This window comes from Elizabethkingia bruuniana (assembly GCF_002024805.1).
Taxonomy (GTDB): Bacteria; Bacteroidota; Bacteroidia; order Flavobacteriales; family Weeksellaceae; genus Elizabethkingia; species Elizabethkingia bruuniana.
Genome location: NZ_CP014337.1, coordinates 2,317,439 through 2,335,643 on the forward strand (window position 1 = coordinate 2,317,439; position 18,205 = coordinate 2,335,643).

The following is an 18,205-nucleotide window of genomic DNA, read 5'->3' on the forward strand; positions in this document are numbered from 1 at the left end:
TCTGATTCAAAGGTAATTCGGGTTTGTGACAACAGTTTGTCAACAGTATTTTTTTATATTAAAATGTAACAAAAAAGAATTTTCAACTACTAATTGTAAACAATTATCTAATTAAATATGAAAAAAGGAATATTATCATTTGCTTCATTAGCCTTCCTAGGAGTGCTGATGAATGCTCAGGAAATTAAATTTGAGGAGTATGATCTCCCAAATGGTTTGCACGTAATTTTGCATCAGGATAACTCAGCACCAGTTGTTACTACCGGAGTAATGTACCATGTTGGTTCTAAAGATGAAGTAAAAGGAAGAACGGGATTTGCTCACTTTTTTGAGCATCTTCTTTTTGAAGGAACTCCAAACATTAAAAGAGGAGATTGGTTCAAAATTGTATCCTCCAATGGTGGTACCAACAATGCCAATACTACACAGGACAGAACCTATTATTATGAGACATTTCCTTCTAATAATGAACAGTTAGGACTTTGGATGGAAGCGGAAAGAATGCGTAGTGCAATAATTAATCAGATTGGTGTAGACACGCAAAGAGAAGTTGTGAAAGAAGAGAAAAGAATGAGAATAGATAATGCTCCATATGGAGGTATTATTTATCGTACATCTATATATCCTCACCTTTTTGATAAACACCCATATGGAGGATCTGTTATTGGTTCTATGGAAGATTTAAATTCTGCTAAACTAGATGAATTTCAGGCATTCTATAAAAAATACTACGTCCCAAACAACGCTACTTTAGTTGTTGCCGGAGATATTAAACCGGCGCAGACTAAAAAATGGATACAGGAATATTATGGTAGCATTCCAAAAGGAACAGTTACCCCTAAGAACTTCCCGAAAGACGAGCCAATTATTAAAGAAAAAGAGGTTACAACAACTGACGCAAATATCCAACTTCCCGCATATGTTTTTGCTTACAGAACATTATCAAATAAAGAAAGGGATGCATATGTACTCAATATGCTTTCAGCTTATTTAAGCGGCGGTAAATCATCTGTTCTTTATAAAAAATTAGTAGATCAGGAAAAAAAAGCACTTGAAATTGCATCAATTTCAGACGGACTTGAAGATGCCGGAGTATTTTCTTTCTTTGCAATCCCAATGGGACAAACACCGAAACAAGTACTACAAACAGAAATAGATGCAGAAATTAAAAAATTGCAGACAACGTTAATTTCCCAGGAAGATTATCAAAAACTTCAGAATAGATTTGAAACCCAATTTGTAAATCAAAACTCAAGTATTCAGGGTATTGCAGGTTCTTTAGCTACAAACCATGTATTGTTAGGTAATACTAACCTCATTAACAAAGAAATAGATATTTACAGATCTATCACAAGAGAAGATCTGCAAAATGCTGCAAAAAAATATCTGAATCCTAACCAAAGAGTTATCATTAATTACATTCCTGAAAAAAAATAAACACATGAAAAGACATATTACATATATCGCTGCAAGCTTTCTAATTTCAGGAATGATGACAGCACAGAATATAGATCTTAACGCTATGCCTAAACCAGGGCCTACGCCAAGTATTAATATAACTTCTCCACAATCGTTTAAACTAAGCAATGGTCTTACTGTTCTTATAGTAGAGAATCATAAGCTTCCAAAGGTAAATGTTACCCTTAGGATGGACAGACCTCCTGTATACGAGGGAAAAGTAGCCGGAGTTAATAGCATTATGGCAAGTCAGCTAGGTAATGGCACAACAACAATGTCTAAAGACGACTTTAACAAACGAGTTGATTTCCTTGGGGCTACAGTAAATTTTGGTTCTGGGAGTGCTTTTGCCAATTCTTTATCTAAATATTTTCCTGAAGTTTTGGGCCTAATGGCAGATGCTGCAATTAATCCTAAATTCTCAGAAGAAGAAATTCAGAAATCAAAAGAAAGATCTCTTGAGAGTCTGAAAAATAACGAAAAAAATGCCCAGTTTCTTTCTTCCAAAGTTTCCAATGCAATCACATATGGAAAAAACACTGCAAGAGGAGAATTTGATACCGAAGAAACTATAAAAGCTATACAACTAAAAGATGTTCAGGATGCTTACAATAAATATTTTGCTCCAAACAATGCTTATCTGGTTGTAGTTGGAGATATTAAATTTGGTGAAGCTAAGAAACTTATTGAAAAGAGTTTTGGAACCTGGAAGAAATCTAGTTTTACAATACCAAATGTAGATCCGGCAAGTAACGTCGCAAAAACAGAAGTTGATGTCATTAATGTTCCAAGTGCTGTACAATCTGTTGTTTCAGTAGAGAACATTACAACATTAAAAATGAAGGATCCACAATATTTTGCAGCTACACTCGCCAATTATATTCTTGGCGGTGGTGGAGAAGCTCGTCTTTTCATGAATCTTCGGGAAAAAAACGGATTTACTTATGGAGCATATTCGTCATTCAATACTTCTAAATATTCTCCTTCTTTTTCAGCTGGTGCAAGTGTAAGGAATGATGTAACGGATAAAGCAGTAAAGGAATTCATTAATGAGTTGAATAGTATTACAACTATTAAAGCGGAAGAATTGGCCAATGCAAAGGCAAAGTTAAAGGGAGATTTTATTCGTTCTATGGAAAGGCCTGAGACAATTGCTAATTTTGCAGTCAACTCAGCTATACAAAATTTGCCAAAAGATTTTTATACCAATTATCTTAAATCTATTGACAATGTAACAATATCTGATGCTCAGAATGCTGCAAAGGCTAATATTTTACCTAATCAAAGTAGAATCTTCATCGCCGGGAAAGCAGCTGATATTTCCGAAGGGTTAGAAAAACTAGGCTATCCTGTAAATTATTATGATAAAGATGCTAATAAAACAGAGAAACCAGCTGCTAAAAAAGTAGATACCAATGTATCTGTAGCCAGCATTGCTGATAAATATATCAATGCCGTAGGTGGTAAAGCTGCTATATCAAAACTAACATCTATCTCTTCTGAAGGTTCTGCTACTATGCAGGGAATGGAGCTTATTATTAAAAGCCAGAAAGCTCTTGGTGGTAAACTATTGCAAGAGGTAAGCGCTATGGGAAACACTGTTCAGAAAATGGCATTTGATGGAAAAGATGGTTATATGATGATGATGGGAAATAAGACGCCTCTCCCTGAAGATATAAAAACTGCCTTGTTAAAAAACCCTTCATTATTTGAAGAGTTGGATTTCGCTAAAAAACCGGAGCTAAAAGTATCTGGTATAGAAAAAATTGGTGGAGAAGATTCTTATGTCATTAAAGATGGTAATAATATTTACTATTACAGTGTAAACAGCGGGTTAAAAACCGGAGAAACCAAAACACAGAAAATGAACGGGCAGGAAATGACAATTCCAACTGTTTATAGCAACTATAAAGATGTAAATGGTGTAAAATTACCTCATACTCTTTCTCAAAGTATGATGGGACAAGATTTAGTAACCAATATCAAATCTTATACATTCAATACAGCTAAGGATACCGATTTTAAATAAACCATCCTTTAAAGAATAAAGAAAATCCGGTGCAAAAATTTGCACCGGATTTTTTGTTAAATATTGTTTACAATGTATGGAATCTTAATTTAATTTTTGTAAATTAGGAAAACCAAAATCCACAACTGAATATGATTAAGAAAGGTAAATCAGTAAAAAGATTCAAATTCAGAGTAAAAACTGCACCTAAAAGAGTTCAACAGAAAAAGCATTGATTTTCTAAGGATTTTTATCCGACAGAAAGTCAATGTTTCTTTTTAGGCCTGCGTATTTTGTTCGCTTCACAGGAGATTTCCTGAAAATTTCAGAAAAAATTTCCTGTGTAAGTTCTTTCCACTCTTTTTTGGAAAAGTTCTGCAGCGATTCATTGGGGTCAAAAAGAGGCTGTTGATGTGGTTTTGAGAATCTGTTCCAGGGGCAGACATCCTGGCAGATATCGCACCCGAACATCCAGTTCTGCATTTTCCCATGAAAATGCTCAGGAATCTCGTCCTTCAATTCTATGGTTGCATAAGAAATACATTTGCTACCATCTATGATCTGATTATCCAATATAGCATCTGTAGGACAGGCTTCAATACACTTTCGACATTTGCCGCAGTGATCTGTTACCGGAGTATCCGGAACTAACTCCAACTCACAGATAATCTCTGCCAGAAAATAAAAGGATCCCTCTCCTTTTGTAATAAGATTTGCATTTTTTCCGACCCATCCAATTCCGGATTTTTTTGCCCAGGCTCTTTCCAGTACCGGAGCTGAATCTACAAAAACTCTGAATCCAAACTCTCCTATTTCTTCCTGCAATTCAGCAACAAACTCTCCAAGAATTTCTTTAATTACTTCATGATAATCTTTACCATAAGCATATTTTGATATTTTAAAGCTATCATCAGTATTCAGTACTTTACGGGGAAAGTAATTGTATGAAAACGAAATTACAGATTTGCTTCCTTCCACCAGCAAACGAGGATCCAGACGTTTATCGAAATAATTTTCCATATAACGCATTTCACCATTTAGGTTTCTTGTAAGCCAGTTTTCAAGAGAACGCGCTTCATCTTCCAAAAACTCAGCTTGGGAAATACCACAAGCCAGAAAGCCAAAGTCTTTTGCTTTCTGTTTTATAATTGCTGTATTTTTTTCAGCCAGATTCATAGGTGCAAAAATACTGAGAAAATTATACTTCTGTCATTTTACGTTTTCGTAATTTTGCAAAGCTTTGAAAAAGAAATTTTAGATTATGAAGAAAATATTGCTTACAGGAGGTTTAATTTTATCTTTTATTTCCTGCTCTGCTCAAAAAGCAGATCACGACACAAAAGATTTAGTTAATGCTACTGCATGGATGCAAAATGCCGGAGAATATAAAGCCTTAACTATTCAGGCTTATCAGCTAGCACAAATTCGCTTAGCACAAATCATTACACAAGAGGCATCGGAAAAGCCAAGAGCTATTGTTCTGGATATAGATGAGACTGTACTGGACAACTCTCCTTATCAGGCTTATCAGATTGAAAACAAAAAGAACTTCAGTCAGGAAGACTGGAACAAATGGACAAGACTTGCTCAAGCAGAACCGATTGCAGGAGCTTTAAATTTCCTGAACTTTACAAAAAATAATGGTGTAGAGATTTTCTATGTTTCCAACAGAAGTGAAACAGAAAGAGTTCCGACTCTTGAAAACCTTCAGAAGAAAAATTTCCCATATGCGGATAACGATCACCTTATCTTAAAAACAGATAAGTCAAGCAAGGAAAGCAGACGACAAAAGCTTTCTGAAAAATACAATATTGTTTTATTCTTCGGAGATAACTTAAGCGATTTTTCGGATATGTATTATTATAATAACGAAGGTAAAACTTCATCCGAAAAAGTTTTGGAGCATCCTGAATTATTCGGAAGCAAATTCATTATCCTTCCAAACGCTATGTACGGAGACTGGGAAAGCTCTATGTATAAAAAGAATACAGATAAAAAATTAAGCAACGAACAGGTAAAAATGAAAAGCCTGCGTTCTTTTACAACTCAAAATATTAATCAATAAAAATCTTATAACATGATTGAAGACGTATTAAAAGCAGGAAACTATCATCTTATCGATGTACGCGAACCTATGGAGCTTGAAATGAATGGTGCTATTGACGAGGCTACCAATATTCCATTAGGAGAAATCGAAGAAAGACAGGATGAAATAAAAGGTCTTGAAGGTAATGTAATTTTCTTCTGTCGCTCTGGTAACCGTTCCGGACAGGCTACTGAATTCTTCAAAGCTCAGGGACTTGATAATGTTTACAATGGTGGTGGTTACGAAGACATGCAACAGTCTCTGGACAATGTAAAATAATTGATCAATACAACAATAAATAAAAAACTCCTGACTTATAAAAGCCGGGAGTTTTTTTATGATTTAAAATACTATTTCTGTTTTAAGGAGTACAGGTAATGATTCTTTTTCCGGTTCCCTGTCCGGACATATTGGTTGCACCTTCAATCCGCTGGGTAGCTCTAACAGTATTTGATCCTGTTGTATTCCATGTAATTTTATTAAAACTATTTCCATTTAATACGAGAGGAAACAGAGGCCCATTGCTTACTTTACTACCAAACATAGAGACGGAACCGTCTTTACCAATCACTACTCTTATCAAAGGGGTATCTTTGGTACCTGTCATATTATAAATAGCTGGGACACTACCACTTTGCCACGCTGCACCATCTTGAAATTTAATATTCTGAGGATAGGCAGTACTACCTACCTGAAACTGAATTTCATTAACAGCAAGTTGAACATTATTAATAGTAAGATTAAACGAGTTATCCAATGAGTAAATATCGAATACAAAACCAAAGTCTGTAGCCGGGAAAGAAAAAAATCCTGAGCAACTCCATCCTTTACAGCAAATTCTTTAGGATTGATATCCTGTCTGCAAGGTCCAAATCTAAGATTTAGATTATACTTTACTCCAGGGGTAATATTCACTTTGTCAACCTTTAGACTTTTGGATACACCATCAAGTGTTACCGTTCCTATATTTAATATACCTTCCGGAGTTGTTGTATTAGTCTTTGCAATAACCTGAGTTTCATTACTGGTTACTGTTGGCTGGTTCTGAGGGGCAGGAAAATCAACCGCTTGCCCGCCTGTAATTGAATTATTATAAGTTATAGCATCTGTTGCAAAGTTCAAATCGGCAGAAGTAAATGCCGGAGTAAGAACAGCATTATTAACAACGGAGATATTTCCCACCTGTCTTGCATCTAGTTTAGTAGTAATCTTACTGAACTGATGTCTCAATACAACATCAAGTGTATTATCTTTGTTACCTGTTACAGTCATATTTTTTTTGAAATACATTAGGTCCCCACTAATTCCGGCTATTTTAGCTGTATTCAATGGTGATTTGTCCACTACTGTATTAGGTGTGCCAGCATTAGTATTCAGAGAATATGCAACAAATGTATAATTCTGATCGCCGTCTAAAATAAAACCGTCAGTCTCATTTTTCTTGTAGGTAAATTCTTTGTAATCTTTATACGCTCCATTTTTATCATACACAATAACTCTGTACTTTACCCCATCTGCTAAATCTTTAGGCACAACAGTTGCTGCTCTGGATTTAGTTGCAGCCTGAGTCTGTATAGAAGATTTAGATGTCAGAGTTGCAGTTACAAAAGTATCTCCGTCGAAAGGAACAATTGCTTTTTGAACAATTCCCGGATTTATTCCTCTATGATTTGCAGAAGCCTGCATTACCGGTAACTCTTCAACATTTTCAATCCCTTTTAAATTGATTTTTACATTGAAAGCAGATTTATTTATTCCACTCTCATCAATACTGTTATCGGTACTTCGACATGAAGTTACAGCAAAGGATAATGCCAGCAGCGAGTAGCCCGCAGCCTGTAATTTAAAATTCATTTATTTGTTTTTTGTGTTAGTTTATAGAGATATTACCATTCAATAGTACGGTTGTCATCATCACCTTGTATCCATTCTTCCTGGACTGCTCCGCCGCTATTAGGAGGAAGTACTTTTGCCGATCCGGCAGCAACTCCCTGCTCCATTTCAAGAAATAAAACTTCCACTACAGGAGCAGAATACTCCTGTTTTTGATCATTTTTCATCATTTCGTCTTTATTGTTTGTAAATTATCATCATCTGGTTTCTATTTTTAGATTTTCAAGGTAAAATAAATCACCAAAAATACTTTACAATAAAACAATTGAAACAATATTAGGTTATCATAAATAAATTTAAAACGCAACTAATTGATAATCAATATTTTATATAAAAATAAAAACAGGTATGCAATTTACACTTTTTATTTAGCTTATAAAAGTGAATTATTCTAAACAAAACAAAAATCATATTATTTAGAATCTATATATCTAATAAGAAAAATATATTTTAATCAGTACATTAAAAACGGCGACCAGAAATTCTGGCCGCCGTTATAATATTTATAAAAATGATCTTTTATCCTATTGACATGGCACAATCTTACTTCCATGACCAAAAGCCTCAAGCGCAGTTGCATTCTGAATTATCATACTCGCAATTACAACATTAGTAGAAGTGGAATTCCAGGTAACCTTATTGAACGGTACCATTATTGCCGTCTGCGCAATAGATATTGCTCTAGCCGCACCAGTTCCGGAAGGTGTTCCGGTATTTGGATCATACATTTCAATCGGCTCCAAAGGCAATATCAAACTCCGACGCCCCATCATTGTCACTGTACCGTCTGTTGCAATAATAATTTGCGCAATACTGGTTTTAGGAACGGTAGTTGTTCCATCCATATTATAAATCTGACTAACCCCTGGTGATATTCCCCATAATGCCCTGTCAGATTTAAACCTTATATTCTGTGGATAAGTTTGTCCTTGCGAGATATATTCAAACTGAACTTCACTATTAGAAATATTCTGACCATTAATACTCAGGTTAAAGGAATTATCCAGTTTATAAACTTCAAATGTAAACCCGGCATCTGCAGCTGGGGCATCCGGTGTAAAACGCTGAGTTATCGTAGTACCATTAAGCGTACCACCACCAGCATTCTGCATTGTAAAATTATATGTAGGCAAAGCATCTGAAGTACATTTAAAAGTTATATTAAGATTATACTTAGCTCCAGGCCTTACCAGCAGACCATTAATAGTTTGGGTTTTAACTTTTGACCCTACTGTCATATTAGTCAAAGTCAACACAGGAGCTTCAGCTCCACCCGTTCCAGGATTCACAATTAACGCAGGCTTAGCTGTCCAAACCGCACTTGTTGTTAGATTCCCTGTAAAATCCAAAGTTCTTGAACCTATATCCGTTGCAGAATAAGTAATTGTACCATCAGATAAATTAATACTATTATTGGCAGTACGATGTCTGCTAATTGTTGCTGGCGTAATAGACTGAATCCCATTTCCAGGAGAAACATTCGTCGCATCTAACTTAACCGTAACCTGGCTAAACATATGCTGCAGAACAGCATTCAAAGGGTTAGACCCCCTTACCAATGTTAAGTTATCTTTTCTAAAATACATTAAATCGGAATCACCAGTTATTCCCGTCAATGAAGCTGTACCAAGACTCCCCGGAACATCAGCCGGTAAAACATTTGTGCCATAAGACAATATTACAAAGCTATAATTTCCCGCAGTATGATCTAAATACAAATCATTACCATCATCAGGAACAGATACTCCTGCATTTATCGTATAAGTTTTACTCCCTATTCTGGAACCATCAGCAGCGTTATATACAATCATTCTGTATTTAATGTTCGACCCCGTTATTGGTGTCGCAGCCGCTATCGAACCTGAAGAAGCATTAGCTATAGTAGACAGAGAAGGAGTTACAGGTGTCAAAGTAGCCACCAAAGCCTTATCATCTACCATAACTGTTTTAGTCTGTTCTTTTAAAGCTCCTGAAACAGCACTCCCTTTTACAGAAGCCATAGGTGAGGAATTGTCTGAACCAGTTTCAAACTCCTCCCCTATTATACCTACTTTTAACGCAGCAGTCCCTTCTAAAAAAGAAGAATTTCCAGAAGAGCTCTTTCCATCTACAGCATTATCTGTACTTCTACACGACATTATCATCATAGAAAGTGATAAAGCCAGTGTAGCAATAGTTATTTTTTTATTATTCATTTGTTTGTAAAATTGTTTGTTTGTAAAATCTGTAATTTTATTCCATATCAAGACATAACTAAACGACTACCACTCTACTCCTCGATCATCATTAGAATCATCATTCCAATTTTCCTGAATTACTCCTCCTGAATCAGGGGGCAATACAATAGCTGAACTAGCAGCTATTCCTTGTTCTACCTCTACAAGAGATGTTTCGATCTCAGGTGAAACATACTCTTCTTTTTGAAAATTACTCATCATTAATACTTTGTTTATATTATTATTCATTTGTTGTCATTACAGTCTTTAATCTTTACAATAAGATTTCTAACAAAAAGCAATTCACTAAGAATTATTCAACAAAACAACATAACCTTCACCACAAGAATATAAACTCTTAACAATCAAATCTTATTAAAAGATGAAAATCTATAACAAATTTATATCATATTTTCAAATAATCAAAAAATAAGACATTATATAAATATTAATTCAAACATATTTTATAATCATTAATTAATATTTATAAATATAATTTTATATTAAATAAATAATAAACATTAATTTTATAAATAAAATTTAAACAAAACTTATCAGGAATTTACTTTTCATTTTCACTAAATAAAAAAACTCCTTTAGTCAAAAAAGACCAAAGGAGCTTAACTTCATCACCACCTGCATCTACATCTGCATCAATATCATCTGCATTGCCATCATCAACAACATCATCAACATATTATTTTCTTTTCACACAACGGATACTTTCACCGTATTTATAATACTGCCCTGTTCCTATTGTTACACCTCCACTATTGAAACTAAAATCATAAAAATTTTCGGCCGACAATTCAGTACTTGTCCAATATCTTGCTTCTACAGAAGCTTTAACAGCATTATATGTATTACCGAAACCTGCCAAAGGTAAGAACAGATATTTGTCATAATCAGCAGGAGCCGGCTGTGTATCTGTTCCGATAAAAATTCCTTTCACACCATTATAATATCCCGGGAAAGTGTATACATTTTTACCTGCTGAATCAACAACTTCTTTTTGAGTTGGCAATCTCCATCCACCTCCATAAGCAGTGACTTTAGTACAAGGATCTTCTTCAATACGATACACACTAGTCCCGGTTACATCAGCCGGCAATTTATATGACTCTGTAACATCTTTAGCTGTTTCCAAAGGTTTAACTGCATTAAAATACCAGTGGTCTCCAAATTCAGATTGATTAGCAGCAAATCCATAGTTTCCATTGTTATAAATAAGGTTAGCCGGAGCCCAGATAATATCTCCACCTACATCGTGTCCGGACGTCGGAGCCAGAGTAAGGATAAGGTTATAACGAACACCGGGAGTTATATTTAAGCCTTTTGGCCCACTAATTTTAAAATTAGTTTTTGTAACCCCTGCAATAGTAATAGAAGGAATAATCATTTCTCCACTTGTTGTTACAGGACTACGGAGAATAGTTGTAGCCTTAACTACCGTGCCTGGAACAGTTCCTGTAAAGTTAACAGATGCTGAACCGGCAGCCCCATTCCATATAATATTATTCGCATTAACTGTATTATCAGTATTAAAGTAATCTGATATTTTAACATTCGCGGAAGCATAGTTCGAAGTTATAGCTCCGTCGCTGATAGCTTCAATATTACCTATAGCTGCAGTATTAATAGTTGTTGTAATTTCGCTAAATGCGTGTTTAAAAACAACATCTAAATAGTTTGTTCCTTCTGCGATTGTTATAGTCTTTTTGAAAAGCAATAAATCATAATCGGCATTACTTACCTGAATATCATTATAAGCATAGCTACCTCCTGCAGGAGTAAAGCCAGGACTAATCGTATCACTGTTAGCTGAAAGGCAAACAAAAGTTAAAGTCTCACCTGCATTTACAGGAAAATGATTTCCTTCTTCCGGTAGATCCTGTCCATATATATAATTACGAACTCCTAACCACGTACCATCTGCCGAATAAACAATAACTCTGTATTTAGTCCCTATTTTTAATTCCTGAGGCCCCGCAGGTGCAACTGCAGCTATGGGACTAATTGTCGCCTGAGCGGTATTTCTTATTGAGGAAGCTACCGGTGCAAGCGTTGCAATAAGTTTAAAATCTTTATTAAAAGTAACTTCAGAACGTTGCTCCGTTGATGCTGCAAAACTTTTATTTCCTACAGATGCTATCTTCATTGCACCATTACCTAAAAGATTTTGTATACCTGAATCTATTCCTTGTAAATTAATTTTTAAAGTAGCCTGTTTATCACCACTGCTAACAATATCATCATTACTTCTACACGAAAAAACCATTATCATTACTAAGAAAAGCAATGCCATTCTACTTCTAAATATTGTATTTTTTTTCATCATTTCCCTATCATTTTTTTCTTTGCTGTCGTCAGAATATTACCATTCAATAGTTCTGTTGTCATCATCGCCCTGAATCCATTCATCCTGAACTACACCACCATTATTAGGCGGGACAACCTTGGCAGAACCTGCTGCAATTCCTTGTTCCATTTCAACAAAAAATACTTTTATATCAGGAGAAACGTATTCACTTTTTTGTATTTTTTCTTTCATTTTTTCTATCATTTATGTCTTATAACTTCATTCGTATTTATTCTAATACACCACAAATGTCCTATCAGTGTGGCATATCAGGAATTATTTTTCAAAAAAACAGTCTTTTTTAAAATGCAAGTAATTGCAAAACAGAAAACTTATAGTTTAGATTTTCGGGGTGCAAAATTACTCATTTATAACAATTATAAAAAAAGAACTTATATTCAGAACATAATAAAAAATATACATTCTTATTTCCTGAAGTAGTTGACCCATATTTTCAAAATACATACCAAACTTTATTTAATTTTCGTAGTATTATTAAACAAATTTAAACAGTCTCATTATAGCAACCTCGATTCATCCCTGTCAGAAGACTAAAACAAAATAAATAAAATTTAAACTATATTATTATGAATACCATAACGTATAATCACAACAAATAACACAGAAGCTTTAGTAAGGAATTGCAATAGATTAAATTCATAACAACTATTGTTTTTATAAAATAAACTTCCCTCAATCTTATAAATTGAGGGAACAATAATTCTTAATCAAAAAAAACTATCTAAATCGGATACTTTTTATAATTTTAGTTATCTAAAAAAAGATATTATCAATATTATTTTATAATTCAGGGCAACTACTTTCTCTAAACTCTTTTAGTAGTTTTTCAAACACTTCTTCTACTGATAAGATACTATCGATTAGAGCAGAAGACTGGCCTATTTCTAATTCCCCTTCTTCCATATCTCCTTCAAACATTCCTTTTTTGGCTCTTGCGCGCCCTAAAACAGACCTAAGAGCCTCCTGATCTCTACCCGATTCATATAATTTTTCAATATCATTGTAAAACTTATTTTTAATAAGCCTAACCGGAGCCAGTTCTTTTAATGTCAAATGCGTTCCTCCTTCCTGTGTCTCCACAATCTTCTGTTTAAAATTGTCATGTGAGGAAGCTTCCTTTGTAGCGGCAAACCGTGAGCCTATCTGTACACCTTCAGCTCCTAATAACATAGCCGCCTTAACCTGAGACCCCAATGCAATGCCTCCTGCTGCGATTAAAGGTAAATCGACTTGTCTTCTGACATTAGGAATAAGTGAGAGTGTTGTCGTCTCTTCCCTTCCATTATGCCCACCAGCCTCAAATCCTTCCGCAACTACAGCATCTACACCTGCCTCCTGGCACTTTAATGCAAATTTGACACTACTAACCACATGTGCCACTTTTATACCTTCTTTTTTAAGAACCTCTGTATAGGTTTTAGGATTTCCTGCAGATGTAAAGACTATTTTAATTTTTTCTTCCAGAATAATATTAATGATCTCATCCATATTAGGATAGAGCATAGGTATATTCACTCCAAATGGCTTATCTGTCGCTGCTTTACATTTAATAATATTCTCTTTCAGAATATCCGGGTACATACTTCCCGCACCAAGCAAACCCAATCCACCGCAGTTTGAAACAGCCGAAGCCAATCTCCAGCCGCTATGCCAGATCATTCCGCCTTGTATAATAGGATATTTAATATCAAAAAGTTCTTTAATTCTGTTCATAATATTTAATAGTGAGAATCGATTTTCAATATACGAAAATCGATTATTTAATCAGCAAATAGAGACTACTTACTTCCTACATTTATTGTTGAAATTTATGCAAATAAAAATCCCTGTAGTGAATTACAGGGATTTTTATTTTAGTTTATTGATCTCTTTATTTCATTAAAGATTCTCTCTTCCAGTCTGTTTTAAATTTACAGTCTTTATATCTGTTATTGATGGAAATAAATGTATCTGGTAATTTAGACTTAATCCACTGGTCTACAATATTTCCTTTTTTCTGGTTCAGGGCTATAGACTTTATACGTTCATAGTCTGTTGTAATATCCAGAGTGTGAGCAGGTACAATATCGTTGATCTGAATCAGCTCAATTGCTTTTTTCTTACTTTGCCCCTCTTCGATTTCATAAGGCTCAGTAATATCACCTTTATTAAGACCAGCAATCTGATAAGCATCTACAGGATCCATTTTTGTTTTCTCAAGATTATCAGAACCATCCTGACCTGTCATTACACCAGCATTAAATTTGGTAGATTTATCATCAGAATATTTTAAAGCAGCATCTTTAAATGAAATGGTACCATCAACAATTTGTGCCTTAACTTTCTGCAATTCATTTTTAGCCGCTTTTATTTCTTCTACATTTGGAGTACTGGCAATAAGAATATGTCTTACATCATATATTTTACCGGACTTCTTAATCAGCTGAATAATATGGTAACCATATTCAGTTTCTACAGGATCAGAAATTTCTCCTTCCTGAAGGTTTAGTGCAGCAGCTTCAAATGGCTTTACCATCATTCCTTTTGCAACATTATTAATAAGACCTCCATTAGAAGCTGAACCTGGATCTTCAGAATAAATTCTTGCTTGATTTTCGAAAGATTCACCACCCTGGATGGCTGCTTTTATTTTCTTTAGCTTATCAATAATCTCCTGTTTGTGAGCATCTGTCAATTTAGGATACATGATAATTCTGCTTAACTTAACTTCATCATTTACCTGAGGTAACTGAGTTTTATAAGTATCATAAAAAGCAGAAACTTCACTTGGTGTAATATCCACACCTTTTGTGATTAATTTATATTTTTCACCTTGGTAATACTGCTCAGAAGAGATCTTCTCAATAGCTGCTTTAAATTCGTATGCTGTACGATATTTATAAGCAGCAAGCATATCTTTTTCAGAAGGGAAACCGGAAAGCATCTGCTGGAATCTGTTATCCGCATCAGCTTTTAATTCTTTACTTCTGTTCTGAATAAGGGTATCTTTTTTTGCATGAAAAAGCAAAAGTTTATTGTGAATAATACTCTCTATAATTTCACATTTATCCCCTACCGGCGACCCTTGTTGCTTGGACATGTTGATGTATTCTTCAATATCAGATTCCAAAACAATCTCATTACCAATTACCGCAGCAATACCATCGACTAATTGTCCCTGTTTTAACTGAGCTTTTAGTAGTGAACCTGCAAAAGTGGTTACAAGGAAACTAAGGATAAAGAAAAAACGAAAGTTTTTTGTCATATCTATTTTTTATAATGGTGCAAAATTAGAATTCTGCCCGAATTAAACCTTATTTTTTATTATAATTATTTCTTAAAATTCTTTTGTAGTGCAGATACAAATCCAGGTTCAATTGTAATCTTTGCTTTAGATTTTAAATCTGCAAGAATCTTTTTAATCTGCTCAGATGTAACCAGTTCTTCAAGCTCACCTGATTCTTCAGCCTCTTTCTGAGTCATAAATCCTGCCGGAAGAATTTCATCATTAGCAATAACCAGAGTTCTTCCTCCTATTTTAGCAGTATAAACACCTGTTTTGAAAGGCACATTATATTTTTTGAAAACCTCCGCAGACTCTACCATCTCACCCTCATTGAAGTTAGCCAAAGGTTGTTTTTTATCATTTGTCTTCCCTTTGTATTCTGCCTGTAGTTTTTCCCAGTCAGCAGGATTCTTTATAGCTTTTACAAATTTATCAACGTCCGCTTCATTACCTGGTATAACAACCCTTCCTTTAGCAGCAGCTTCTTTTTTAAACTGATCTTTATGCTTGTTATAATAATCTGCAGTCCATTCTGGATGAAGTGAAATTTCTTTTTTCAGATACTCTGCATAGAAATAATTGGAATACAGATTCTTTTTAATATCCTCAAGCTGATTTTTAACTTCAGGTCTGTTTTCAAATTCAACGGTATAAGCTCTCATTAGGAAATTCCTCCCCATCATATCTACCAATTGTCCCCACTTCTTATCGTCCATTTTTTCGACATCAGCAGTATGGTCTTTGATCTGGGTTTTAAAATCCCCTACAGTAAACTGTTGACCATTGTAAGTATACAATGCTTCTTTATCATTAACCAGTTTTTTAAATTCTGCATAAGAAGCTTTTGCTTTACCTGCAGCTCCAGATTCCTTATAGCCCGGAGATTTTTTCAGCTTATCGATAAATGCATCATAAAAAGCATTTCCGTACTGAGAATTCATCATATCCGTGAAGAAGAACTCTTTTGTATCCGGAGTTATCTGATAAGGTCTCTTTGAATAAATATTGAATATAAACCATTTATTTTCAATAAGAATAGGTGTTTTTGTATAATCACCCTCTTTAAGAGTCTTTAGCTGTGTATAAGCTTCCTCCGGTAAAACAGGAGAACCCATTACAACACCACCATTCTTTTTCTCATTATCATTACTTCCGAATTCCGCAGTAACCTCATTAAACTTTTTACCGGAAGCTAAAGCTTTATAAATTTCGGTTTTTGCTTTTTCTGAATTTGCATCATTAGGATATGATAATGTTCCAAATATAAGGTATCCTAAAGAAGGTCTTTCTCCTACAACCTTTACGAACATTACATTATCCGGAGTATCAATTAATTTTGAATAACCTCCTATAGAAAGTTTTTGTACATCAGCTTCCAGTTCAGCGCTCAATACACCAGCTTTAATATACAAAGGCTTAGCATCTCCTTTTGCTTCCGTCTGGATCGCCTGATCCATGGTCATTTTTCCTAACCTTACATCATTATAAATCTTTTGAAAATCTTTCTTTACACCCTCTTCTTTTTTAGCAAAGAAAACCTGAATTTGCTTTTCTTTTTGGCTGGCAGCCATATAATCGTTCAGGAACTTAGTTTCTAATTCCTTTGGGTAATAACTTTCTTTCTTTAACTCGTTAAGACGCGTACCAATCTGAGCCCTGAAGTTCTGCGTTGTATCTGCCTTTAGCGATCTAGAGAAATCCTGAATCAGTTTAAAATTAATATAGGAATCAATTGTTTGATCTATTCCCTGATTCTTCAGTCCCGCTTCATATTCTTTTGAAAATTTTGCAACAGGCATTGCATCATTATTAATAACAATGCTTTGTGCAAAGCCTAAATGCGCTGCAGCTATAGTTAGCAGGGAGATTAAAGATTTAGTTTTCATGTATCTGATGTAAGTATTTAATAAAACCTGAAAAACCGGTGATTAAACCAGTTCTTCAAACGTTGTTAGTTCTTTAAATTGCTTAATTCTTTCTTTAAGCATTGCAGGGGTTACAGTCTGTATTTTTTCTGTTCCGAATTCTTCTACTGTAAATGAAGCTAAAGCACTTCCCACAATAAGAGCTGTTTTCATGCTTTCGAAATCAAACTTCTCACATTTAGCAAGGTGTGCTACAAATCCTCCGGCAAAAGTATCTCCGGCTCCTGTAGGATCGAAAACATCTTCTAATAATAAAGCAGGAATAGCAAATACTTTTCCGTCTTCGAAAAGAAGTGCTCCGTGTTCTCCTTTCTTAATGATTACATATTTAGGACCTAAAGCATGAATTTTCTTAGCCGCTTTTACCAAAGAATATTCTCCGGACAACTGTCTTGCTTCTTCGTCATTGATAGTAATAACATCTGTTTTAGCAATAACATCCATTAGCAAATCCCATGTAAGATCCATCCAGAAATTCATTGTGTCTAAAACAACTAACTTCGGACGCTCTTTCATTCTTTCTAAAACTGCCAGCTGAACTGCAGGGTGCAGGTTTCCAAGCATTAATATCTCCGCATCGGCTCCTCCTTCAGGAATCTTTGGATCGAAATTTTCCAATACATTTAGCTCAGTAGCCAAGGTATCACGGGTATTCAGATCATTATGATATTTACCTGCCCAGAAAAAAGTTTTACCACCTTCAACAACTTCAACGCCATCTACATTGATATTTTTCCCCTTCATCATGTTCAGATATTCATCAGGAAAGTCGCCACCTACAACTGAAACCAAATGTACATCAGTGTCAAGAACAGAAGCCGCCAATCCTATATAAGTTGCTGCCCCGCCTAATATTTTATCTGTTTTACCAAATGGTGTTTCGATAGCATCAAAAGCTACAGTACCTACTGAAAGAAGTTTCATTTTCTATTATTCTAAAATTTTGTTTTAATATTTTTTCTCATAAGTCTCTT

At 34.7% G+C, this 18,205-nt stretch carries 14 protein-coding genes and 1 pseudogene; 4 read left to right on the plus strand and 11 right to left on the minus strand.

Features of this window, described 5'->3' with window-relative positions; genetic code table 11:
• The first annotated feature begins 117 nt into the window (after window positions 1-117).
• Together AYC65_RS10820 and AYC65_RS10825 are read left to right on the plus strand one after the other, a co-directional pair.
• The gene (locus AYC65_RS10820; RefSeq protein WP_034871002.1) at window positions 118-1,437 is read left to right on the plus strand and encodes a M16 family metallopeptidase; all 1,320 of its coding nucleotides are present in this window, start codon (window positions 118-120) and stop codon (window positions 1,435-1,437) included.
• Between the two features lie 4 nt (window positions 1,438-1,441).
• Window positions 1,442-3,487 (plus strand): M16 family metallopeptidase, encoded by a 2,046-nt coding sequence (locus tag AYC65_RS10825; protein ID WP_034871003.1) that lies wholly within the window; start codon window positions 1,442-1,444, stop codon window positions 3,485-3,487.
• Window positions 3,488-3,706: 219 nt separating this feature from the next.
• Here the strand turns inward: AYC65_RS10825 and queG are convergent, their stop codons facing one another.
• A complete protein-coding gene (gene queG, locus AYC65_RS10830; RefSeq protein WP_034871004.1) occupies window positions 3,707-4,642 on the minus strand; it encodes a tRNA epoxyqueuosine(34) reductase QueG in 936 nt (311 codons plus the stop codon).
• Between the two features lie 85 nt (window positions 4,643-4,727).
• Between queG and AYC65_RS10835 the strand changes: the two genes are divergently transcribed.
• The gene (locus AYC65_RS10835; protein ID WP_034871005.1) at window positions 4,728-5,531 is read left to right on the plus strand and encodes a 5'-nucleotidase, lipoprotein e(P4) family; all 804 of its coding nucleotides are present in this window, start codon (window positions 4,728-4,730) and stop codon (window positions 5,529-5,531) included.
• 12 nt (window positions 5,532-5,543) lie between these two features.
• A complete protein-coding gene (locus AYC65_RS10840; protein ID WP_034871006.1) occupies window positions 5,544-5,831 on the plus strand; it encodes a rhodanese-like domain-containing protein in 288 nt (95 codons plus the stop codon).
• 82 nt (window positions 5,832-5,913) lie between these two features.
• On the opposite strand, the pseudogene AYC65_RS10845 reads toward AYC65_RS10840, so the two are convergent.
• From AYC65_RS10845 to AYC65_RS10895, 10 genes and pseudogenes are all read right to left on the minus strand, one after another.
• Window positions 5,914-7,406, minus strand: a pseudogene (locus AYC65_RS10845) (hypothetical protein).
• Between the two features lie 32 nt (window positions 7,407-7,438).
• The gene (locus tag AYC65_RS20935; protein ID WP_165689183.1) at window positions 7,439-7,615 is read right to left on the minus strand and encodes a hypothetical protein; all 177 of its coding nucleotides are present in this window, start codon (window positions 7,613-7,615) and stop codon (window positions 7,439-7,441) included.
• 354 nt (window positions 7,616-7,969) lie between these two features.
• Window positions 7,970-9,640, minus strand: coding sequence for a fimbrillin family protein (locus AYC65_RS10850; protein ID WP_034871007.1), 1,671 nt, complete (start codon window positions 9,638-9,640; stop codon window positions 7,970-7,972).
• A gap of 66 nt (window positions 9,641-9,706) precedes the next feature.
• On the minus strand, window positions 9,707-9,880 hold the full coding sequence (locus tag AYC65_RS10855; RefSeq protein WP_234300304.1) for a hypothetical protein: 174 nt from the start codon (window positions 9,878-9,880) through the stop codon (window positions 9,707-9,709).
• A gap of 478 nt (window positions 9,881-10,358) precedes the next feature.
• A complete protein-coding gene (locus tag AYC65_RS21075) occupies window positions 10,359-11,999 on the minus strand; it encodes a fibrobacter succinogenes major paralogous domain-containing protein (protein WP_234300306.1) in 1,641 nt (546 codons plus the stop codon).
• Between the two features lie 36 nt (window positions 12,000-12,035).
• Window positions 12,036-12,212 (minus strand): hypothetical protein, encoded by a 177-nt coding sequence (locus AYC65_RS10870; RefSeq protein WP_375600689.1) that lies wholly within the window; start codon window positions 12,210-12,212, stop codon window positions 12,036-12,038.
• A gap of 609 nt (window positions 12,213-12,821) precedes the next feature.
• Entirely contained in the window at window positions 12,822-13,754 is a 933-nt protein-coding gene (locus AYC65_RS10880; RefSeq protein ID WP_172953176.1) for an NAD(P)H-dependent flavin oxidoreductase, read from the minus strand.
• 157 nt (window positions 13,755-13,911) lie between these two features.
• Window positions 13,912-15,285, minus strand: a complete 1,374-nt coding sequence (locus AYC65_RS10885; protein ID WP_034871011.1) for a peptidylprolyl isomerase — start codon at window positions 15,283-15,285, stop codon at window positions 13,912-13,914.
• A gap of 65 nt (window positions 15,286-15,350) precedes the next feature.
• The gene (locus tag AYC65_RS10890) at window positions 15,351-17,192 is read right to left on the minus strand and encodes a peptidylprolyl isomerase (RefSeq protein ID WP_034871012.1); all 1,842 of its coding nucleotides are present in this window, start codon (window positions 17,190-17,192) and stop codon (window positions 15,351-15,353) included.
• Window positions 17,193-17,234: 42 nt separating this feature from the next.
• Complete coding sequence (locus tag AYC65_RS10895; protein ID WP_034871013.1) at window positions 17,235-18,155, minus strand: PfkB family carbohydrate kinase; 921 nt, start codon at window positions 18,153-18,155, stop codon at window positions 17,235-17,237.
• Between the last annotated feature and the right edge of the window lie 50 nt (window positions 18,156-18,205).